This is a genomic window from Pseudomonas sp. UBA6315 (genome assembly GCF_002438125.1).
GTDB classification, from domain to species: domain Bacteria; phylum Pseudomonadota; class Gammaproteobacteria; order Pseudomonadales; family Pseudomonadaceae; genus Aquipseudomonas; species Aquipseudomonas faucium.
This window is the reverse complement of record NZ_DJTF01000078.1, coordinates 43,474-65,081: the sequence shown is the minus strand read 5'-3', so window position 1 is coordinate 65,081 and position 21,608 is coordinate 43,474. Positions and strand designations below refer to the sequence as shown.

The 21,608-nt window shown below is 63.8% G+C and carries 22 protein-coding genes; 17 read left to right on the top strand and 5 right to left on the bottom strand.

The annotated features are described in order from the left end of the window. Window position 1: 1 nt before the first annotated feature. On the bottom strand, window positions 2–1,234 hold the full coding sequence (locus B3E94_RS10610) for a 3-methyl-2-oxobutanoate dehydrogenase (2-methylpropanoyl-transferring) subunit alpha (RefSeq protein WP_176515788.1): 1,233 nt from the start codon (window positions 1,232–1,234) through the stop codon (window positions 2–4). Between the two features lie 197 nt (window positions 1,235–1,431). Here B3E94_RS10610 and bkdR point away from each other — a divergent pair, with 197 nt between their 5' ends. From bkdR to B3E94_RS10595, 3 genes are all read left to right on the top strand, one after another. Further along, window positions 1,432–1,917, top strand: coding sequence for a Bkd operon transcriptional regulator BkdR (gene bkdR, locus B3E94_RS10605; protein WP_008098689.1), 486 nt, complete (start codon window positions 1,432–1,434; stop codon window positions 1,915–1,917). 215 nt (window positions 1,918–2,132) lie between these two features. After that, window positions 2,133–3,374, top strand: a complete 1,242-nt coding sequence (locus B3E94_RS10600; protein WP_286913451.1) for a glutamine synthetase family protein — start codon at window positions 2,133–2,135, stop codon at window positions 3,372–3,374. A 128-nt stretch (window positions 3,375–3,502) separates the two neighbouring features. Then, on the top strand, window positions 3,503–4,834 hold the full coding sequence (locus B3E94_RS10595) for an MFS transporter (protein ID WP_176515790.1): 1,332 nt from the start codon (window positions 3,503–3,505) through the stop codon (window positions 4,832–4,834). Window positions 4,835–5,014: 180 nt separating this feature from the next. Here the strand turns inward: B3E94_RS10595 and B3E94_RS10590 are convergent, their stop codons facing one another. The 4 genes from B3E94_RS10590 to flgA all read right to left on the bottom strand — a co-directional run bounded on the left by B3E94_RS10590 (window position 5,015) and on the right by flgA (window position 7,580). Further along, window positions 5,015–5,758 (bottom strand): flagellar brake protein, encoded by a 744-nt coding sequence (locus B3E94_RS10590; protein ID WP_286913438.1) that lies wholly within the window; start codon window positions 5,756–5,758, stop codon window positions 5,015–5,017. 80 nt (window positions 5,759–5,838) lie between these two features. Continuing rightward, a complete protein-coding gene (locus tag B3E94_RS10585) occupies window positions 5,839–6,306 on the bottom strand; it encodes a flagella synthesis protein FlgN (RefSeq protein ID WP_176515794.1) in 468 nt (155 codons plus the stop codon). 49 nt (window positions 6,307–6,355) lie between these two features. After that, complete coding sequence (flgM, locus tag B3E94_RS10580; protein WP_286913436.1) at window positions 6,356–6,676, bottom strand: flagellar biosynthesis anti-sigma factor FlgM; 321 nt, start codon at window positions 6,674–6,676, stop codon at window positions 6,356–6,358. 151 nt (window positions 6,677–6,827) lie between these two features. Continuing rightward, the gene (gene flgA / locus B3E94_RS10575) at window positions 6,828–7,580 is read right to left on the bottom strand and encodes a flagellar basal body P-ring formation chaperone FlgA (RefSeq protein ID WP_176515798.1); all 753 of its coding nucleotides are present in this window, start codon (window positions 7,578–7,580) and stop codon (window positions 6,828–6,830) included. Between the two features lie 79 nt (window positions 7,581–7,659). Between flgA and B3E94_RS10570 the strand changes: the two genes are divergently transcribed. From B3E94_RS10570 to B3E94_RS10505, 14 genes are all read left to right on the top strand, one after another. Further along, window positions 7,660–8,589: a chemotaxis protein CheV gene (locus B3E94_RS10570; protein ID WP_176515800.1), complete on the top strand. Its 930-nt coding sequence runs from the start codon at window positions 7,660–7,662 to the stop codon at window positions 8,587–8,589. Between the two features lie 52 nt (window positions 8,590–8,641). Beyond that, window positions 8,642–9,469 (top strand): protein-glutamate O-methyltransferase CheR, encoded by an 828-nt coding sequence (cheR, locus tag B3E94_RS10565; RefSeq protein WP_176515802.1) that lies wholly within the window; start codon window positions 8,642–8,644, stop codon window positions 9,467–9,469. 337 nt (window positions 9,470–9,806) lie between these two features. Next, a complete protein-coding gene (gene flgB / locus B3E94_RS10560) occupies window positions 9,807–10,214 on the top strand; it encodes a flagellar basal body rod protein FlgB (RefSeq protein WP_176515804.1) in 408 nt (135 codons plus the stop codon). Window positions 10,215–10,216: 2 nt separating this feature from the next. Continuing rightward, window positions 10,217–10,660, top strand: coding sequence for a flagellar basal body rod protein FlgC (flgC, locus tag B3E94_RS10555; RefSeq protein WP_176515806.1), 444 nt, complete (start codon window positions 10,217–10,219; stop codon window positions 10,658–10,660). Between the two features lie 15 nt (window positions 10,661–10,675). Next, a complete protein-coding gene (flgD, locus tag B3E94_RS10550; protein ID WP_176515808.1) occupies window positions 10,676–11,383 on the top strand; it encodes a flagellar hook assembly protein FlgD in 708 nt (235 codons plus the stop codon). 31 nt (window positions 11,384–11,414) lie between these two features. Beyond that, a complete protein-coding gene (flgE, locus tag B3E94_RS10545) occupies window positions 11,415–12,770 on the top strand; it encodes a flagellar hook protein FlgE (RefSeq protein WP_286913434.1) in 1,356 nt (451 codons plus the stop codon). Between the two features lie 72 nt (window positions 12,771–12,842). After that, on the top strand, window positions 12,843–13,028 hold the full coding sequence (locus tag B3E94_RS10540; RefSeq protein ID WP_176515812.1) for a hypothetical protein: 186 nt from the start codon (window positions 12,843–12,845) through the stop codon (window positions 13,026–13,028). A gap of 313 nt (window positions 13,029–13,341) precedes the next feature. Continuing rightward, a complete protein-coding gene (flgF, locus tag B3E94_RS10535; RefSeq protein WP_176513079.1) occupies window positions 13,342–14,082 on the top strand; it encodes a flagellar basal-body rod protein FlgF in 741 nt (246 codons plus the stop codon). 47 nt (window positions 14,083–14,129) lie between these two features. Continuing rightward, window positions 14,130–14,915 carry a flagellar basal-body rod protein FlgG gene (gene flgG / locus B3E94_RS10530; RefSeq protein WP_054900084.1) on the top strand — a complete coding sequence of 262 codons (786 nt, stop codon included), beginning with the start codon at window positions 14,130–14,132 and terminating at the stop codon, window positions 14,913–14,915. 35 nt (window positions 14,916–14,950) lie between these two features. Then, the gene (flgH, locus tag B3E94_RS10525; RefSeq protein ID WP_176513081.1) at window positions 14,951–15,646 is read left to right on the top strand and encodes a flagellar basal body L-ring protein FlgH; all 696 of its coding nucleotides are present in this window, start codon (window positions 14,951–14,953) and stop codon (window positions 15,644–15,646) included. A gap of 12 nt (window positions 15,647–15,658) precedes the next feature. Next, a complete protein-coding gene (locus tag B3E94_RS10520) occupies window positions 15,659–16,768 on the top strand; it encodes a flagellar basal body P-ring protein FlgI (RefSeq protein ID WP_176513083.1) in 1,110 nt (369 codons plus the stop codon). An 11-nt stretch (window positions 16,769–16,779) separates the two neighbouring features. Then, entirely contained in the window at window positions 16,780–17,943 is a 1,164-nt protein-coding gene (gene flgJ / locus B3E94_RS10515) for a flagellar assembly peptidoglycan hydrolase FlgJ (RefSeq protein WP_176513085.1), read from the top strand. A gap of 12 nt (window positions 17,944–17,955) precedes the next feature. Then, complete coding sequence (flgK, locus tag B3E94_RS10510; protein ID WP_286913433.1) at window positions 17,956–19,986, top strand: flagellar hook-associated protein FlgK; 2,031 nt, start codon at window positions 17,956–17,958, stop codon at window positions 19,984–19,986. Between the two features lie 13 nt (window positions 19,987–19,999). Further along, window positions 20,000–21,571, top strand: a complete 1,572-nt coding sequence (locus B3E94_RS10505; protein ID WP_286913432.1) for a flagellar hook-associated protein 3 — start codon at window positions 20,000–20,002, stop codon at window positions 21,569–21,571. Window positions 21,572–21,608: the final 37 nt, after the last annotated feature.

Sequence of the window (21,608 nt, the reverse complement as noted above, 5' to 3'; positions counted from 1 at the left end):
CTCAAACCCCCAGTTCCTGGCGCTGACGGCGCAGGTGGTCGGGCATCTCCTTGTACACGTCCTCGAACATCGAGGCCGCGCTCGGGATGTGGCCGTTGGCCAAGGTGCCGTACTGTTCGGCTTCCTTCTGCGCGGCGATGACCGCGGCCTCGAACTCGGCGGTGACCGCCTGGTGTTCTTCCTCGGACCACTGGCCGATGTTGATCAGGTGCTGCTTCAGGCGAACGATCGGGTCGCCCAGCGGGAAGTGGCTCCAGTCATCGGCAGGGCGGTACTTGGAGGGGTCGTCGGAGGTCGAGTGCGGGCCTGCGCGGTAGGTGACCCATTCGATCAGGCACGGGCCCAGGCCACGGCGGGCGCGTTCTGCAGCCCAGCGCGAGGCGGCGTACACGGCGACGAAATCGTTGCCGTCCACGCGCAGGGAGGCGATGCCGCAGCCTACGCCACGGGCGGCGAAGGTGGTCGATTCACCGCCGGCGATGGCCTGGAAGGTGGAAATCGCCCACTGGTTGTTGACCACGTTGAGGATCACCGGGGCGCGGTACACGTGGGCGAAGGTCAGGGCGGTGTGGAAGTCGGATTCGGCGGTGGCGCCGTCACCGATCCAGGCCGAGGCGATCTTGGTATCGCCCTTGATCGCCGAGGCCATGGCCCAGCCGACCGCCTGCACGAACTGGGTCGCCAGGTTGCCGCTGATGGTGAAGAAGCCGGCCTCGCGCACCGAATACATGATCGGCAGCTGGCGGCCCTTGAGCGGGTCGCGCTCGTTGGACAGCAGCTGGCAGATCATCTCCACCAGCGACACGTCGCGGGCCATCAGGATGCTCTGCTGGCGGTAGGTGGGGAAGCACATGTCGGTGCGGTTCAGCGCCAGGGCCTGGGCGCTGCCGATGGCTTCCTCGCCCAGGCTCTGCATGTAGAAGGACATTTTCTTCTGGCGCTGGGCAACCACCATGCGGCTGTCGAAGATGCGCGTCTTGAGCATGGCGCGCATGCCTTGGCGCAGGATCTCGGGGTCGATGCCCTCGGCCCAGGGGCCCAGGGCATTGCCGTGCTCGTCGAGCACGCGGACCAGGCTGGAAGACAGGTCGGCGGTGTCGGCGGCATCGACATCGATCGGGGGTTTGCGAACTTGACCGGCATCGTTCAGACGCAGGTAGGAGAAATCGGTCTGGCAGCCTGGCCGGCCGGTGGGCTCGGGCACATGCAAACGCAGGGGGGCGTACTCGTTCATGCTTTTTACGCTCGCTCGGGTGTTGTTTTTGTGAGCTCTGAAGCGGTCGCCGCTGAGTACCGGCTTGTGACTGGTAGGTCAGCGTCAATTACATAGTAGAGACAGCCCGGGAGAATTTTTCTCTCAAGTTGATTGCCTTTGCGAGGCAGTGCAGATAAATATTCTGCATAAACATAAGAAACCGGTGATTTTGTCTCATGCGCAAACTCGATCGTACCGATATCGGCATTCTCAACAGCCTGCAGGACAACGCTCGCATCACCAACGCGGAGCTGGCGCGTTCGGTGAACCTCTCGCCCACGCCGTGCTTCAACCGGGTCAAGGCCATGGAGGAGCTGGGCGTGATTCGCCAGCAGGTGACCCTGCTGTCGCCGGAAGTGCTGGGCCTGGATGTCAATGTGTTCATCCATGTCAGCCTGGAGAAACAAGTGGAACAGGCGCTGCATCGCTTCGAGGAAGAGATCGCCGAGCGGCCTGAGGTGATGGAGTGCTACCTGATGACGGGAGACCCGGATTACCTGCTGCGGGTGCTGTTGCCGAGCATCCAGGCGCTGGAGCGGTTTCTCGACTACCTGACGCGCTTGCCGGGGGTGGCCAACATCCGCTCCAGCTTTGCCCTCAAGCAGGTGCGCTACAAGACGGCGCTGCCGTTGCCGGCCAATGGCATGACCTTGCGCGAATAGCACGCTACCTGTGGGAGCCGGCTTGCCGGCGACAGGGCCGGTGCAGGGCGCTTGATATTTTAAACACCGCCAGCCTATGTTGTTGCCAGCCTATAACAACAAGGACAAGCGTCATGACCACCGCCGCCCAACGCCCCCTCGCCGAACGCCTGCAGGGCATCGACCAGATCGAATGCATCACCCCCGACCTCAACGGCGTGCCCCGTGGCAAGGTGATGACCGCCGAGGGTTTTGCCGAAGGCCGGCGCCTGCAGATGGCCCGTGGCGTACTGCTGCAATGCATCATGGGCGGCTACCCGCCGGCACGCTTCTACGGCAGTGACGATGGCGACCTGGCGCTGGTGGCCGAGCCCACGCAGGTCCACCGCCTGCCCTGGAGCGAAGAGGGCCTGGCCCTGGCCATCTGCGATGCCGTCGAGCTGGATGGCCGCTCCTCGGCGTTGTCCACGCGCGGCCAGCTCAAGGCGGTGATCGCCCGCTACGCGGCCCTTGGCCTGGCACCGGTGGTGGCGACCGAACTCGAGTTCTTCGTCTTCGCCCCCAACAGCGACCCGCAGCAGCCCTTCCAGCCGCCTTTGGGCAAGGACGGGCGCCGCGAGCTCGGCCACTCGGCCTTCAGCGTCAGCTCCAACAACGGCCTGCGCCCGTTCTTCCAGGAGGTGTACCAGTGCATGGCGGCGCTGGGCCTGCCGCGCGATACCTTCATGCACGAGATGGGCGTCAGCCAGTTCGAGATCAACCTGCTGCACGGCGACCCATTGCTGCTGGCCGACCAGACGTTCCTGTTCAAGCACCTGCTCAAGGAAGTGGCGCTCAAGCACGGCCTGATCGTGGTGTGCATGGCCAAGCCGCTGGCCCACACCCCCGGCAGCTCCATGCACATCCACCAGAGCCTGGTCGAGATTGCCAGCGGGCGTAACGTGTTCAGTGACGCGCAAGGCCAGCCGACCGACGCCTTCCACCACTTCATCGGCGGCCTGCAGGCGTGCATGGCCGACTTCACCGCGCTGTTCGCGCCCAACGTCAACTCCTACCAGCGCCTGTGCCACCCCTATGCCTCGCCGAACAACGCCTGCTGGTCGCACGACAACCGTGCCGCCGGCCTGCGCATTCCGGCCAGCGCTCCCGTGGCGAGGCGCGTGGAAAACCGCCTGCCCGGCGCCGACGCCAACCCCTACCTGGCCATCGCCGCCAGCCTTGCCGCTGGCCTGCACGGCATCGAGCAGCGGCTGCAGCCGGCACCGGCCATCCAGGGTGAGTTCGAAGTGCCGCCGGCCTTGAGCCTGCCGTGCACGCTGCACGCGGCGCTGGAGCGCCTGAAGGCCAGCAGCCTGGCGCGGGAACTGTTCGGCAGCGAGTTCATCGAAGGTTACGTTGCCAGCAAGACCCTGGAGCTGACCGACTTCTTCGACGAAATCACGCCGTGGGAGCGGCGGGTTCTGGCGGCGCAGGCCTGATCGCGACACAACCACCACTGGATGCGCCGCAGGCCAAGTATTTCGTTTAAGGGGGCCTGCGCCGCGGCGCATTTGCTTTTATGCTTGCCAGGGCCAACGCCACCTGACCAGGGAGCCCGAGGGGACGTATGCGAAACATCTGGAAGCCCTTTCAGTCGCTGTATTTCGCTGCCTTGATGATGCTGATCGGCTCGGGCCTGCTCAGTACCTACCTGGCCCTGCGCCTGGCGGCCGATCACGTCGACAGCCTGTGGGTCGGCGCCTTGATGGCAGCCAACTACTTTGGCCTCGCCGTGGGCGGCAAGGTCGGCCACCGCTTGATCGGCCGGGTCGGGCACATTCGCGCCTATGCCACCTGCGCCGGTATCGTTGGCGCGGCGGTGCTCGGCCATGGCCTGACCAGCTGGCTGCCAGCCTGGGTCGGGCTGCGGATGATCGTGGGCCTGGGGATGATGTGCCAGTACATGGTCATCGAAAGCTGGCTCAACGAGCAGGCCGACGCCAAGCACCGCGGCGCGGTGTTCAGCGGCTACATGATCGCCTCCTACCTGGGGCTGGTGCTTGGCCAGCTGATCCTGGTGGTGCACCCAGAGCTTGGCCCGGAGCTGCTGATGCTGGTGGCCATGTGCTTCGCCCTGTGCCTGGTGCCGGTGGCGATGACCCGGCGCATTCACCCGGCGCCCTTGCGCCCGGCGCCGATGGAGCCGAAGTTCTTCATCAAGCGGGTACCGCAGTCGCTGAGCACGGTGCTGGGCTCGGGGTTGATCGTCGGCTCATTCTACGGCCTGGCGCCGCTGTATGCCTCAAGCCAGGGGCTGTCTACCGAGCAGATCGGTCTGTTCATGGGCTGCTGCATTTTCGCCGGGCTGGTGGTGCAGTGGCCGCTGGGCTGGCTGTCCGACCGTTACGACCGGGCGGTGCTGATCCGCAGCGTGGCGGTGGGGCTGGCACTGGCTGCGGCGCCGCTGGCGATCCTGCCCAGCGTGCCGCTGGAGTTGCTGTTTGGCGTCGGCTTCGTGATTTCTTTGCTGCAGTTCTGCCTGTACCCATTGGCGGTGGCGTTTTCCAATGACCATGTGGAGAGCGAGCGGCGGGTTTCGCTGACGGCCATGCTGCTGGTCACCTATGGCGTGGGGGCGTGCATCGGGCCGCTGGCGGCGGGGGTACTGATGAAGGTGCTGGGCCCTCAGATGCTCTATGCCTTCTTCGTGTTCTTCGCGTTGGTGCTGGTGTGGCGTATTCGGCCGAAAGCGGTTACCGGCCTGCACCAGGTGCAGGATGCGCCGCTGGGGCACGTGGCGATGCCGGCGGCGGGTTCGCCCTTGTCGGCCGCGCTCGACCCACGGGTGGATGAGCAGACCGTGCAGGATGTGATGCAGGCGCCGGTGGCGGCCGAGGATACCGAGGTGGAAGAGAAGGCTGAGCAACCTGCCGAGCCCGAGACGGAGCGCCCCCTGTAGGAGCGGCCTCGTGTCGCGAAAGGGCTGCGTAGCAGCCCCGGCAATTTAAGCGGCGCAAGCAGTGCAGGGGCCGCTTTGCGGCCCTTTCGCGACACAAGGCCGCTCCTACAGGTCCGTGCCTTTGCTGAAGGAAAACGAAAACGCCACCCGATGGGTGGCGTTCTTGCATCCGGCAATCGATCAGTAATCGTCTTTATCGAACCGCCGCGCTTCACGCTGCAGCTGGTACACGAAGCTTTCGATCTTGCGCTGCGCCTGGCCGCTGAGGTTGTGGAAGCGCACGCCGGCGAAGGTGGTGTTGATGCGCTCTTCATGGTGCAGGTGGCGCAGCTCGACCATGGTGTCCACCAGGCCCAGCGGGTTGCCTGCCTTGAAGCGCTCGTACACCTGGCCCAGTTGCAGGCGGTCTTCGACATTGCCTTCGAAGCGCAGCTTGCAGCCGGTGGCGGAGATGTCCAGCAGCTTGCCGCGCAGGGCGCCATTGCCCTTGAGGTGGGTGCCATCGAGCATGACATCGACCAGCTGCGACAGCTTCAGCGCAGCGCGGAAGGCGTTGCGGCGCTGGTGGTAGGTCATCTCGGTGGGCAGCGCGCCGCGGTACGAGCGGTGGCCGTCGACCTCGGTGATCTTCAGTTGATGGTCGCACTCCCAGGCGATGCGCACACCGTCATGGAAGCCTTCGACGCGGAACGCTTCACCGTTCTCTATGAATTTTTCGCCATCGCGCGGGATCATTTCGTCCAGCGCCAGGGTGTTGCTCTCACGGTCCACGTGCACCACGTAGCTCTGGAACCGCTGGCTGCGCTCGTGGAAGGTGATGATCAAGGGATCATGGCTCTCCTGCAGCTGGCGCAGGTTGGCGGCGATCTCCAGAGGAGTGTTCAGCACCTTTGGCGGCTGCGGAGCGTCGGTTTCATTGAACACGGGTTATCAATCTCCAGGCAAAAACGGCACACGCAAGTAACGGCATTTTGCCAGTATGTTCCGTGCCTTGATACAAATAATCAAACTTGGCTGAGCGCCCGTGGCTTGGCCAGTGGCGAGGTGGCGCCACGGCTGTCGTAGAGCGACGGAGAATCGCCGCCCATGAGGATTCTGATCTGGTTGGCCGTGACGTGCTGTTGCACCTGGATGATCCGGCCGTTGGTCTCGTTGACCTTCTGGCAGGTGTCCATCAGCTGGGTCAGCACGTTGAGCTGCTGCATGATCAATGCGCCGTTGTCCGACTGTGCAGCCAGCGCCTCTACCCCGGCGCGGTCGGCGCTCAGGCCGAGGCTGGTGAGCAGGTGGTTGCGGCGCAGGCCTTGCTGCTCGAGCAGGACGATCAGCGACTGCTTGCGGGCGAGGATGCCCTCCAGCGGCGCCAGGTCCCGACTGTGCAGGGCTACGGACTCTCTTTGCAGGAGGTCGAGCAGCTCCTCGGTCGGGGCGATGTCGTCTTCGATCAGTTGCAGCAAAGTGATGTCGTGCATGGCTAACTCTTGGCTTTTAAAGCGTCCGTGAAGTCAGCGCGCCAAACGGTCAGCGCTGGGCTTCGAAATCGAGCAGTTTGCTGGCGACCCGGCCGGCATCGACCTTGTAGCTGCCGTCGGCGATGGCCTGCTTCAACTGCGCCACGCGGGCGTTGTCGACAACGGGCTGGTCGCGCAGCTTGTCGCTGATCTTCTGCAACTGCTGGGCCTCTTGGCTGAGGTGTACCGCTTCTCCGCTGGCGCTGGCGCTGGTGCCGGCTGGCGCTGCAGCCGGTTCACCGGCCTTCTCGGCAGTGCCCGGTGCGGCAGTGCCGCGAACGCCGCCCGTGACGGACGGAGAGTTATTCAAACGACTGAAGTCGATGACCATGATCAGAAACCTCTGGGTATTTGGACGCTTGCCTTGTTTTCGGCCAACCCGAAAGAAACTTTAGGCACAAATGCATAGCCGCCTATCGGCAAGCCCACGAACCCGTTTCCGACACAGTTTAGGAAAAGCGCCAGCGCACCGCCAGCCTAATCTACATGGCCACCTCGACCTGGCCGGGCCCGGTGACCCGGGCTTTGACCACCCGTTGCGAATTCAGATTGCGCACGCGGATCTGCTCGCCCTGGCCGCCCTTGCTCAGGGCTTCGCCCGGCATGCGCACGCTGAGGCTGCCGCTGCGCGCGGTAATCACCACATGGTCGCCCTTGCGCACCACCTCGGCCTGCTCCAGGTGCTGCGGGGTGAGCACCTGGTCGATCACCGTGGAGCGCAGCATCTTCATGCCCACGGCCTGGTCCAGGTCGCTGAGAAAGCCCTGGGTCAGGGTGCCCACATCACGCTCGCGCAGGGCCACGTCGCCCTCGCCGATCACGTTGTCACGCCGCAGCGGGCGGGTGACCACCACCACCTCGCGAAACAGCTTCACGGTGGCCGGCACGAACAGCGTCCATGGCGCACTGCCATCGCAGCGCACCCGCACCGTCACCCGGCCCAGCGGCTGCGCCGGGCTTTCCAGCGAGGCATCGAGCTGCTGGCTGCACAGCGGCATGCGCAGGCGCGGGTCCAGCGGGCTGACCTGGATTTCGTAGCGCCCCACGGTCTGGGTGGTGGCCAGGTAGTCCTCGACGGCGAATTCAAGAAACCCTTGGGTGACGCCGATAAGCTGTTCAGGCAAGGTAACCGCATCCGCCAGCGTGCGAGCGCCCGGTGCCAGCAGGCACAGCGCGGCGAGCGAGCCGCTCAGCAGGTGCGTCAGTCGTCGGAAAATTGTCGTTTTCATGTACATGGCGCTCAAAAAAGCAAAGCCCGTGCCGACTCGCTGTCAGAGCCGCTACTAAAAAGGCAGATACCAAAAGGAGTCAGGCATGGCGGGGGTAATGGATTCAGTCAACCAGCGCACGCAGCTGGTGGGGCAGAATCGCCTGGAACTGCTGCTTTTCCGCCTCAATGGCGAGCAGCTCTACGGCATCAACGTATTCAAGGTCCGCGAAGTGCTGCAGTGCCCGGAGCTGACCGTGCTGCCCAAGTCGCACCCGGTGGTGCGTGGCGTGGCCAACATTCGCGGGGCGACCATCCCGATCCTCGACCTGTCGATGGCCACCGGCCTGCCCGGGTTGAAGGAAGAGACGCGCAACAGCTTCGTGATCATCACCGAGTACAACACCAAGACCCAGGGCTTTCTGGTGCACTCGGTCGAGCGCATCGTCAACATGAACTGGGAAGAGATCCATCCGCCACCCAAGGGCACCGGCCGCGACCACTACCTGACTGCGGTCACTCGGGTGGACAACCGCATGGTCGAGATCATCGACGTGGAAAAGGTGCTGGCCGAGGTGGCACCGTCGTCCGAGCAGGTGTCCGCCGGCGTGGTCGATGCCGAGGTGCAGGACAAGGCCGTGCTGCTGCGGGTGCTGACCGTGGATGATTCGTCGGTGGCGCGCAAGCAGGTCAGCCGCTGCCTGCAGACGGTGGGTGTGGAAGTGGTGGCGCTCAATGACGGCCGCCAGGCCCTGGACTACCTGCGCAAGCTGGTGGAGGAGGGCAAAAGGCCGGAAGAAGAGTTCCTGATGATGATCTCGGACATTGAAATGCCAGAAATGGACGGCTACACCCTCACTGCAGAGATACGCAGCGATCCGCGCATGCAAAAATTGCACATCTGCCTGCATACTTCCCTGTCCGGGGTGTTCAACCAGGCGATGGTCAAGAAGGTCGGAGCCGATGACTTCCTGGCCAAGTTCAAGCCGGACGACCTGGCCCAGCGCGTGGTCGACCGGATCAAGGCAACGCATTGAAGCAGCCGGGGGGCATGCTCCCGGCACCAGTGATTGAAAAGAGGCGGCAGTAGTGTCTACGGGTAATTTGGAGTTCGAACAGTTCCGGGTCTTCCTGGAGAAAGCCTGTGGGATCCTGCTGGGCGAGAATAAGCAATACCTGGTCTCCAGCCGTCTCAACAAGCTGATGGAGCAACAGGGCATCAAGAGCCTGGGCGAGCTGGTGCAGCGCATCCAGACGCAACCGCGTGGCGGCCTGCGCGAGCTGGTAGTCGACGCCATGACCACCAACGAGACGTTGTGGTTTCGCGATACCTACCCGTTCGAAGTGCTGAAGAACAAGGTGATCCCAGAGTTCATCAGGAACAACCCCGGCCAGCGCCTGCGCATGTGGTCGGCGGCGTGCTCGTCGGGCCAGGAGCCGTATTCCATTTCCATGGCCATCGACGAGTTCGAGCGCAGCAACCTGGGCCAGTTGAAGATGGGCGCGCAGATCGTTGCCACCGACCTGTCCGGCTCGATGCTCAACAACTGCAAGACCGGCGAGTACGACAGCCTGGCGATTGCCCGCGGGTTGTCCCAGGAGCGCCTGCAACGCTACTTCGACGTCAAGGAGCCGGGGCGCTGGGCGGTCAAGCCGGCGATTCGCAGCCGGGTCGAGTTCCGCTCGTTCAACCTGCTCGACAGCTATGCCGCGCTGGGCAAGTTCGACATCGTGTTCTGCCGCAACGTGCTGATCTACTTCTCGGCGCAGGTGAAGAAGGACATTCTGCTGCGCATCCACAGCACGCTGAAACCGGGTGGTTATCTGTTCCTCGGGGCGTCCGAGGCGCTCAACGGGTTGCCGGACCATTACCAGATGGTGCAGTGCAGCCCGGGGATCATCTACCAGGCCAAGTAAACCCAAGGGGCCGGCAGCGAAAGTTGCCGGCCTTTTTGTTTGCGCGCACTGGCCTCCCACAATTTCAAGGCCACCACCAAACCCTTGTGGGAGCCGGCTTGCCGGCGATGGGCCGCAAAGCGGCCCCTCTGACGTCAATTTTTTGTTTTGCCGCTTTTGCCACCCGGCAATTGCCGCTTTCCCCCCACCAGGCGGAAGCACTTTGCCGCTTTTCTGGCATCACGGCCGCCCTCGCATCCCTCGCCGCCCAGTAATTACGGCCTTTGCAAACCTTGGCACAGCACTTGCTATACCTAGGCCAACGACATTCCGGTCAACCTTCGAAGGTTTCCCCGACATGAGCATCAGCTTCGACAAGGCACTTGGTATCCACGAAAAAGCCCTGGGCTTTCGCGCCCAGCGTGCCGAGGTGCTGGCCAACAACATCGCCAACGCCGACACGCCCAACTACAAGGCGCGCGACATGGACTTCTCCTCGGTGCTCGCCGCCGAGAGCCAGAAGCAGCAGAGCGGGCGCTTCGCCATGGACCGCACCAACAGCCGGCACATCGAGGCCGAAGGCCTGGCGATGAACGACGAGAGCCTGCAGTACCGCACCCCGACGCAGCCGTCGATCGACCAGAACACCGTGGACGCGCAGATCGAGCAATCGAACTACACCGAAAACGCCATGGGTTTCCAGGCCAGCTTCACCTTGCTCAACAGTAAATTCAAAGGGCTGGTATCGGCCCTGCGCGGAGAATGACCATGTCCCTTTCCAGTGTTTTCAACATTGCCGGCAGCGGCATGAGCGCGCAGAACACCCGCCTCAACACCGTTGCCTCGAACATCGCCAACGCCGAAACCGTATCGTCGAGCATCGACCAGACCTACCGCGCGCGTCACCCGGTGTTCGCCACCACCTTCCAGAACGCCCAGGCCGGCGGCAGCCAGTCGCTGTTCGAAGACCAGGGCGAGGCAGGCCAGGGTGTGCAGGTCAAAGGCATCGTCGAAGACCAGAGCAACCTCGAGGCGCGCTACGAGCCTAACCACCCGGCGGCGAACAAGGACGGCTACGTCTATTACCCGAACGTCAACGTGGTCGAGGAAATGGCCGACATGATTTCCGCCAGCCGAGCGTTCCAGACCAACGCCGAGCTGATGAACACCGCCAAGAACATGATGCAGAAAGTCCTGACCCTGGGTCAGTGATAAGGAATCCAGACCATGGCAGTCGATAGCACCAGCGGTGTGAACCTCAACGATGTCCTGACGGCATCGGGTGTCGGTGGCACCACCAAGAAAACCGTCGATACCGCGTCCAAGACCGGTTCCGACGCGCTCGGCAAGGACGCGTTCCTGCAGCTGCTGGTTACCCAGATGCAGCACCAGAACCCGCTCGACCCGCAGGACAACAGCGAGTTCGTCGCCCAGCTTGCGCAGTTCAGCAGCCTTGAAGGCATCACCAACCTGAACGACTCGGTCACCAGCATCACCAATGCCATGGCCTCGTCCCAGGCGCTGCAGGCCTCGTCGCTGGTAGGGCGTTCGGTGGTGGTGCAGAACGACAAGGCAGTGGTCGACACCGCCGACAGCTTCAACGGCCAGTTCGTTGTGCCCCAGGCGATCAGCGAAGCGAAGGTCACCATCAAGGACAAGGACGGCAACACCGTCAAGACCATCGAGCTGGGCGAGCAGAAAGCCGGTTATGCCGACTTCATCTGGGATGGCACCAATGCCAAGGGCGAGAAGGTCGAGCCGGGCACCTACACCTTTGCCGCCAGCACCACCGTCGACGGCAAGGCCGTGCAGATGAACACCCTGCTGCCGGCCAAGGTGACCAGCGTCAGCTTCAACGCCACCGGCGAGATGGTGCTCAACCTCGCAGGTGTCGGCAAAGTGTCCCTCTCCGACGTACAAACCATTGGTATCTAAGGCCCGCTAGCGCGGCACAAGGAGCGAATTCATGTCTTTCAATATCGGCCTTAGCGGTCTGTACGCAGCCAACAAGCAACTGGACGTCACCGGCAACAACATCGCCAACGTCAACACCACCGGTTTCAAATCCTCGCGCGCCGAGTTCGCCGACGTCTACGCCGGGGCCAACCGCCTGGGCGTGGGCAAGAACCAGGTCGGCGCCGGCGTGCGCCTGGCTGCGGTTTCGCAGCAGTTCACCCAGGGTGACGTGGCCACCACCGGCAACGTGCTGGACATGGGTATCCAGGGCCAGGGCTTCTTCGTGCTGTCCGACAACGGCACGCGCGTCTACACCCGTGCCGGTGCCTTCCAGGCCGACAAGAACAACTTCGTGGTCACCTCCGACGGCCTGCGCCTGCAAGGCTACGCCGCCGACTCCAACGGCAAGATCCAGAAGGGCGTGCTGACCGACCTGAAGATCGACACCTCGGCGCTCAAGCCCAAAGCTACCACCCTGATCGACCAGGGCATCAACCTCAACTCCTCGGCCGGCGACATCCCGCTGACCGTCGATGACGGCACCGGCACCATGGTCCCGAACAAGGTGTTCGACCCCTCCGACGAAACCACCTACACCAAGTCGTTCCCGACCAAGGTGTATGACAGCCAGGGCAACGAGCACACCCTGGAGCAGTTCTACCGCAAGACCGACACCAACGAGTGGACCATGTACACCCTGGTCGATGGCCGCAACCCGTTCGACCCGTCCTCGACCACGCCACTGACCGGCACCATCAGCTTCAACAGCGATGGTTCGGTGAAGAGCATGTCGGCCGATGACACCGGCCACCCGGCAGGTTCGTCGTTCACCGTGACCAACAACACCTTCACCATGACCGGTTGGGTGCCCGCGGTTAAGGATTCGGCCGGCAACTGGGCAGGCAATGGCGCCACCGGCAATGCCGAGGGCCTGAAGCTGTCGATGAACAGCACCACCTCCTACAACACCGAGACCGCGCGCATGTCGCAGTCCCAAGACGGCTATGCCACCGGCATCCTGTCGAGCCTGAGCATCGACTCCACCGGCGTCCTGTTCGCCAGCTTCAGCAACCAGCAGTCGCGCGCCATTGGCCAGGTGGCGCTGGCCGGCTTTGCCAACGAGCAGGGCCTGCAGCAGATTGGCGGTACCCGCTGGACCGAGACCTACAGCTCCGGCATCCCAGGCATCGATGCGCCGAAGACCGGTACCCTGGGCAGCGTCGAGTCCAACGCCCTGGAAGGCTCCAACGTCAACCTGACCCAGGAGCTGGTCGAGCTGATCAAGGCGCAGAGCAACTACCAGGCGAACGCCAAGACCATCTCCACCGAAAGCACCATCATGCAGACCATCATCCAGATGACCTGATGGTCGCTGCTTGAGGGTGTGTGGCCGAACCCCTTTGTCATGAAGGGGTTCGTCGTTTTTGCCGGAGGCATCATGAAAAAGCTGCTGGTCGCATTGCTTGCTGCTTTTTGCCTGTACCAGGCGCAGGCGGGCACCGCGCCGTGGTGGCGCTGGGAAAGCCAGGTGGATGGGCGCCTGGTGTGCTCGCAGTGGTCGCCGGGGGAGGGCTGGAAGCGCTTTGCCGGGCCTTACAACAATGGTGGGTGCCGGGAGCGGTGAGGATGTACCGGCCCTATCGCCGGCAGCCGGCTCCCACAGGGTCGGGGCCAGCCGCATACCTTGTGGGAGCCGGCTCCCACAGGGTCGGGGCCAGCCGCATACCTTGTGGGAGCCGGCTTGCCGGCGATAGGGCCACATTGCCGCCACCGGCAACCTCGCGCCGGATAACCGGCGTCCACTTCCCAGGCATCCCCCGCAAAAGCCCGTATTCACGGGCTTTTTCTCACTTTCTCAAAGTTGGTTCGGAACTTGCTTCAGTGCCTGCACAGCAGCGGCAAGCGGCAAGCGCTCGCCAGTGCAGCGGAGGATGACTGTGGACAAGATGCTTTACGTGGCCATGACCGGCGCCAGCCAGAACGCGCTGGCGCAGAAGGCCCACGCCAACAACCTGGCGAACATTTCCACCAACGGCTTCCAGCGCGACCTGGAGCAGGCGCGCTCGATGCCGGTGTTCGGTGACAGCTTTCCGTCGCGGGCCTTTGCCATGACCGAGCGCCCGGCCACCGACTTCAGCGAAGGGCCGATGGTCGAGACTGGCCGTGACCTGGACGTGGCCGTGGCCGGGCAGGGCTTCATCGCCGTGCAGGCCCCCGATGGCAGCGAAGCCTACGTGCGTACCGGCAGCCTGAACATCGACGCCCTTGGCGTGCTGCGCGCCGGCAACGGCATGCCGGTGATCGGCAACGGCGGCCCGATCGCCATTCCGCCCGAGCAGAAAGTCGAAGTCGGCGAAGACGGCACCATCAGCATCCGCTCCATGGGCGAAGACCCGCGGGTGATGGCCGAGGTCGACCGCATCAAGCTGGTCAACCCCGACACCAAGGGCATGACCAAGGGCCTGGACGGGCTGATCCACACCGCCAACGGCCAGCCAGCGGCGGCCGACGTCAACGTGCGGGTGGTCTCGGGCTTTCTGGAGGGCAGCAACGTCAACGCCGTGGAAGAAATGACCTCGGTGCTGGCGCTGTCCCGCCAATTCGAACTGCACGTGAAGATGATGAACGCGGCCAAGGAAGGCGACGAAGCCATGGCGCGTGTTTTGCAACTCGGCTAACCACACTTGAACGGGTGCCGTAAAACAGGCGCACGAGGAGAAAACTGATGCTTCCGGCTCTTTGGGTCGCTAAAACCGGCCTGTCCGCCCAGGACACCAACCTCACGGTCATTTCCAACAACCTGGCCAACGTCTCCACCACCGGCTTCAAGCGTGACCGCGCCGAGTTCCAGGACCTGCTGTACCAGATCAAGCGCCAGCCAGGTGCCCAGTCGACCCAGGACAGCGAACTGCCGTCGGGCCTGCAGGTCGGTACCGGTGTGCGCATCGTCGGCACCCAGAAGAACTTCCAGACCGGCAGCCTGCAGACCACCGAGAACCCGCTGGACATGGCCGTCAACGGCCGCGGCTTCTTCCAGGTGCTGCAGCCGGACGGCACCGTCTCGTACACCCGCGACGGTACCTTCCACCTGAACTCCGACGGCCAGATCGTCACCGCCAACGGCTTCGCCCTGGAGCCTGCGATCGTGGTGCCGAACGACGCCCAGACCTTCACCGTCGGCCAGGACGGTACCGTGTCGATCACCACCGCCGGCAACCCGGCTGCGCAGGTCATCGGCAACATCCAGACCGCCGACTTCATCAACCCGGCCGGCCTGCAGGCCATCGGCGAGAATCTGTTCCTGGAAACCGCCGCCAGCGGCGCGCCACAGGTCGGTACCCCGGGCCTGAACGGCTTCGGCACCACCCTGCAGCAGACCCTGGAAAACTCCAACGTCAGCACCGTGGAAGAGCTGGTGAACATGATCACCACCCAGCGTGCCTACGAGATGAACTCCAAGGTCATTTCCACCGCCGACCAGATGCTGTCGTTCGTTACCCAGCAGCTCTAAGCCCTAGTCACCGTTACACCGTGAGGTAATGCGTCATGAAGCGTTCGTTGTCTGTCTTCGCCCTGGGGGGGGCGGTGTTGCTGGCTGGTTGCGTCGCGCCGACGCCCAAGCCCAACGACCCGTACTACGCGCCGGTTCTGCCGCGCACCCCGTTGCCGGCGGCGGCCAACAACGGTTCGATCTACCAAGCCGGCTTCGAGCAGGGCCTGTACACCGACCGCAAGGCCTTCCGGGTCGGTGACATCATTACCATCACGCTCAACGAGAGAACCTCGGCGAGCAAGAACGCCGGCTCGCAGATCCAGAAGAACAGCAAGGCAGACATTGGCCTGACCTCGCTGTTCGGCACCACGCCGAACACCAACAACCCGTTCGGCAGTGGCGACCTGAGCCTGGAAGCCGGCTACAGCGGTGACCGCACCACCAAGGGCGACAGCAAGGCGACCCAGGGCAACACCCTGACCGGTTCGATCACCGTCACCGTCGCCGAAGTGCTGCCCAACGGCATCATCGCCGTGCGCGGCGAAAAATGGCTGACCTTGAACACCGGCGAAGAGCTGGTGCGCATCGCCGGCCTGATACGTGCCGACGACATCGCCACCGACAACACCGTGCCCTCGACCCGTGTGGCCGATGCACGCATCACCTATTCGGGCACCGGCTCGTTCGCCGATGCCAGCCAGCCGGGTTGGCTCGATCGCTTCTTCATCAGCCCGCTCTGGCCTTTCTGAGTACGGATGAACATGTTCAACCTTAGGCAGCTGATTGCCGCAACCTTGCTCCTGTCCTGCGCGTTCGCTGCCCATGCCGAGCGCCTGAAGGACATCGCCAGCATTTCCGGCGTGCGTTCCAACCAGTTGATCGGTTACGGCCTGGTGGTGGGGCTCAACGGTACGGGTGACCAGACCACCCAGACGCCGTTCACCCTGCAGACCTTCAACAACATGCTGTCGCAGTTCGGCATCAAGGTGCCGCCGGGCTCGGGCAACGTGCAGCTCAAGAACGTCGCTGCGGTGTCGGTGCATGCCGACCTGCCGGCCTTCGCCAAGCCGGGCCAGGTGGTGGACATCACCGTCTCCTCGATCGGCAACTCCAAGAGCCTGCGCGGCGGCAGCCTGCTGATGACCCCGCTCAAGGGTATCGACGGCAACGTCTATGCGATCGCCCAGGGCAACCTGGTGGTCGGCGGCTTCGATGCCGAAGGCCGTGACGGCTCGAAGATCACCGTCAACGTTCCGTCGGCCGGCCGCATCCCTGGCGGCGCCTCGGTCGAGCGTGCGGTGCCGAGCGGTTTCAACCAGGGCAATACCCTGACCCTGAACCTCAACCGCCCCGACTTCACCACCGCCAAGCGCATCGTCGACAAGGTCAACGAACTGCTCGGCCCAGGTGTGGCCCAGGCCGTGGACGGCGGTTCGGTGCGCGTCAGTGCGCCGATGGACCCGAGCCAGCGCGTCGACTACCTGTCGATCCTGGAAAACCTCGAGATCGACCCGGGCCAGGCCGTGGCCAAGGTCATCATCAACTCGCGCACCGGCACCATCGTCATTGGCCAGAACGTCAAGGTCTCGCCGGCGGCGGTGACCCATGGCAGCCTCACCGTGACCATCACCGAAGACCCGATCGTCAGCCAGCCGGGGCCGTTCTCCAATGGCCAGACCGCCGTGGTGCCGCGCTCGCGGGTCAATGCCGAGCAGGAAGCCAAGCCGATGTTCAAGTTCGGCCCGGGCACCACGCTGGATGAGATCGTCCGTGCGGTGAACCAGGTGGGCGCAGCGCCCGGCGACCTGATGGCCATCCTCGAAGCCCTGAAGCAGGCCGGCGCCTTGCAAGCCGACCTGATCGTGATCTGAGGACGCTGGCGATGAACTCCAAGAGCCTGGTCTCCAGCACCGCCGACAGTGGCGCCTACACCGACCTCAATCGCCTGAGCTCGCTCAAGCACGGTGACCGCGACAGCGATGCCAACGTGCGCAAGGTGGCCCAGGAATTCGAGTCGCTGTTCATCAGCGAGATGCTCAAGGCCTCGCGCAAGGCCAGCGATGTGCTGGCCGACGACAACCCGATGAACACCGAGACGGTCAAGCAGTACCGCGACATGTACGACCAGCAGCTGGCCGTGAGCATGTCCCGCGAGGGCGGCGGTATCGGCCTGCAGGATGTGCTGGTGCGCCAGCTGTCCAAGCACAAGCCGGCGCCGGCCAACACCAGCCCGTTCCCGCGTATCGAGGGCAATGCCCCGACGCTGTGGGGCAACAAGGTCGCAGAGCCTGCGCACGCGGCCCAGTCGGCTGCGCGCAACGACGTGGCTGCGCTCAACTCGCGGCGCCTGGCCTTGCCGAGCAAGCTCACCGACCGCCTGCTGGCCGGCATCGTGCCGTCTGCAGGCGGCACGGCCGCAGCCACCAATACCGCCGCCGTGCCGGTGCGTGACGGCCAGCAGGTGGCCAGGGCCGTGGCGGTGCCAGACAACGGCCTGCGCATCACCGGCCGCGCCGTGGCCCAGCCGCCGCTGGCGCCGAAGAAGGCCTTTGCCGACAGCGATGAATTCGTCGCCACCATGCTGCCGATGGCCGAACAGGCCGCCAAGCGCATCGGTGTCGACCCACGCTACCTGGTGGCCCAGGCGGCGCTGGAAACCGGCTGGGGCAAGTCGGTGATGCGCAACAGCGACGGCAGCAGCAGCCACAACCTGTTCGGCATCAAGGCCACCGGCAACTGGCAAGGCGATTCGGCGCGGGCGATCACCAGCGAGTTTCGCGATGGCCAGTTCGTCAAGGAAACGGCGGCGTTCCGTTCCTACGATTCCTACCAGGACAGTTTCCACGACCTGGTCAGCCTGCTGCAGAACAATTCGCGCTATCAAGATGCGGTGAAGTCGGCCGATAAGCCAGAACAGTTCGTGCAAGAGTTGCAGAAGGCCGGGTACGCCACCGACCCGAATTACGCCAGCAAGATCTCGCAGATCGCAAGACAGATGAAGTCGTACGAGCAATACGCAGCGCTCGGTACCACAACGAAACTTTAAGGGCATGGAACCATGGCGAGTCTGATCAACATTGGTATGTCGGGGCTTGGCGCCGCGCAGTCGGGGATGTACACCCTCGGTAACAACATCGCCAACGCCGACGTCGAGAGCTACTCGCGCCAGCAGAACGTGCAGAAGACCAAGGGCGGCCAGCAGGTCGGCCAGGTCTTCATGGGCAGCGGCACCACGCTGGCCGACGTGCGCCGGGTGTACAACTCGTTCCTCGAGAACCAGCTGCGCACCACCACCTCGCTGAGCAGCGATGCCTCCTCCTACCTGGACCAGATCTCGCCGCTGGACACCGCCCTGTCGAGCAGCGACACCGGCATCACCGCCGCCCTGCAGAGCTTCTTCAGCGCCATGCAGGACGCCGCAGCCAAGCCCACCGAAGACGCCTCGCGCCAGCTGCTGCTGACCAGCGCGCAGTCGCTGAGCAAGCGCTTCAATACCCTGGCCGCGCAGCTCAACCAGCAGAACAGCAACATCAACAGCAACATGGCGTCGCTGGCCGACCAGGTGAACAACCTGACCAAGACCATCGCCGACCTCAATGACCAGATTTCCCGCGTCAGCGCCATCTCCGGCCAGCCCAACGACCTGCTCGACCAGCGCGACGGCGCCGTGCGCGAGCTCAACAAGCTGGTCGGCGTCGACGTGGTCGAGCGCGACGGCAATTACGACATCTACCTGAAGAACGGCCAGTCGCTGGTGCTCGGCAAGACTACCCAGACCCTGGGCGTGGCGCCGAACGCCACCGACCCGACGCGCATGAGCCTGATCCTCAACCGCGGCTCGACCAAGATGGACATCACCAACAGCACCACCGGTGGTGAGCTCGGCGGCCTGATCCGCTACCGCAAGGAAACCCTCGACCCCGCGCTCAACGAGCTGGGCCGCGTGGCCCTGGTGGTGGCCGATGCGATCAACAGCCAGCTGGCCCAAGGCATCGACAAGAACGGTGAATTCGGTGCCGCGCTGTTCGGCGACATCAACAGCCTCAGCGCCATCAGCCAGCGCAGCATCGCCAAGAACACCAACAGCGCGGGCTCCGGCAACCTTGACGTGACCATCAAGGACACCGGCAAGCTGAGTACCAGCGACTACCAGGTGACCTTCACCAGCGCCACCGGCTACAGCGTGCGCAAGCTGCCCGAAGGCACCGAAATGGGTAGTTTCGACCTCAACGACAACCCGCCGCCGGTGATCGATGGCTTCACCCTGTCGCTCAATGGCGGCGGCCTGAGCGCCGGTGACAGCTTCAAGATCACCCCGACGCGCAATGCCGCGGCTGGCATCGAAACCACGTTGACCGATCCCAAGCGCCTGGCCATGGCGTCGCCGCTGACCGGTACCAGCGGCTCGGGCAACAAGGGCACCGGCACCATCACCCAGCCAAACCTGACTTCCAAGCTGGATATCTACGATTCGGCCCAGCGTGCGCAACTGCAGACCGGCCTGAAGTATTCCACGCCGGTCAAGCTGGTGTTCGGCGACGACACCAGTTCGCCCCAGGCCTACAAAATGTACGACGCCAAGGGCACCGAGATCGGTAGCGGCACCATCGTGCCGGGCCAGGACAATACCTTGAAACTGTCGGTGCCGATGGTCGATGCCAATGGCAACTCGATGGGCAGCAGCTTCACCTTCGAGATGAATGTGTCTGGCGCGCCGAAGAACGGTGACAGCTTCACCGTCGGCATGACCGCTGCCGGCTCCGCCGACAATCGTAACGCCCAGTCGGTGATCGACCTGCAGACCAAGTCCACCGTCGAAGTCGGCGCCGATGGCAAAGGCATCAGCTTCACCGATGCCTACGCCAAGCTGGTCTCCAACGTCGGTGGCAAGGCCGGCCAGGCCCAGATGGACGCTGATGCCACCACGGCGCTGCACACCTCGGCGCTGGAGAGCCGCAACAACCTGTCGGGTGTGTCCATCGATGAAGAGACTGGCAACCTGATCAAGTTCCAGCAGTACTACACCGCGTCGTCGCAGATCATCAAGGCGGCCCAGGAAACCTTCGCCACCCTGATCAACAGTCTTTAAGGAGCCGTAGATCGTGAGCGTACGCATCTCTACTTCGCAGTTCTACAACACCAACCAGAGCAACTATCAGAAGAACTTCGCCAACACGGTGAAGACCCAGCAGGAGGCCAGCGACGGCATTCGCGTGCGCTCCGCCAAGGACGACCCGGTGGGCGCGGCGCGCCTGCTGCAGCTCGAACAGCAGCAGAACATGCTCAGCCAGTACCAGGGCAACATCACCAGCGTGCGCAATGCGTTGGGCACGGCAGAAAGCACCCTGAACTCGATCGGCACCATTTTGCAGCGGGTCAACGAATTGGCGGTCAGCTCCGGCAACGCCAGCTTCACCGATGCCGACCGCAAGGCCAACGCCGCCGAACTGGACTCGCTGGAACAGCAGTTGTTCACCTTGATGAACAGCAAGGACGAGAACGGCAAGTACCTGTTCTCCGGCTCCAAAGGGGATACCCAGCCCTACGTGCGCAATGCCGATGGCACCTACACCTACCAGGGCGACCAGACCCAGTTGAAGTTGCAGGTAGGCGACATGATCGGCCTGGCCGCCAACGAGACGGGTTACGACGCATTCGAACAGGCCCTGAACACCAGCCGCAGTGAAACGCACCTGACAGCACCGAGCCCTGACGATGGCCGCGTGAGCCTGTCCAATGGCCAGGTGTCGGGCAGTTCCACCTACAACGACCGTTTCCGCAGTGGCGAGCCGTATAGCGTCGCGTTCACCAGCAGTACCGAGTTCAAGATCACCGATGCCAACGGCAACGACGTGACCTTGGAAGCGACCCAGGGCGGCAAGTTCGACCCCAAGGGCGATAACACCATGATCAGTTTCCGGGGTGTCGACCTGCGCCTGGACATCAGCTTCAAGGCTGGTGACGAAGCCGACCCGGACGCCGCAATTGCCGGCCACACCTTCAGCCTGAGTTCCAAGGCTGACGAAATCAGCGGTACCCGCAGCCCAGGCAACCCGTCGTCGGTCCAGATCAATGGCGCCCAGGTCACCGACCAGGCCGCCTACAAGGCTGCTTTCCCGGAAGGCGCGGTGCTCAAGTTCACCAGTGCCACCGACTTCGAGCTGTACGCCTCGCCGGTCAGCGCCAACAGCAAGCCGATCTCCACCGGCACCCTCAATGGCAATACCGCCACCGCCATGGGCGTCGAATTCGAGTTGTCGGGCCCGCCGGCCGCAGGCGATTCGTTTGCCATCAAGGTCGACACCCACCAGACCCAGAACATTCTCGACACCATCGGCCAACTGCGCGCTGCGCTCAGTACCCCGGTCGACAATGACCCGGTGGCCAAGCAGAAATTCAAGGCGTCCCTGGATGCCGCCATCGGTAACGTCAGCAGCGCCAGCAACCAGGTGACCTCGTCGATCGCCTCGATCGGTGGGCGTGGCCAGGCGCTGGACGTACAGGCCGAGACCAACGAGGCCCTGAGCGCCGAGAACACCAAGACCCAGAGCTCGATTCGCGAAAGCGACCCGGCCGAGGTGATGGTGCGTCTGCAGATGCAGACCAACATGCTGCAGGCCTCGCTGCAGGCCTATGCCAAGGTCGCCGGCCTGTCGCTGGTCAACTACATCTGATAGCGCTCCATGCGTAGTCAATCGTGCGCCGCCACCG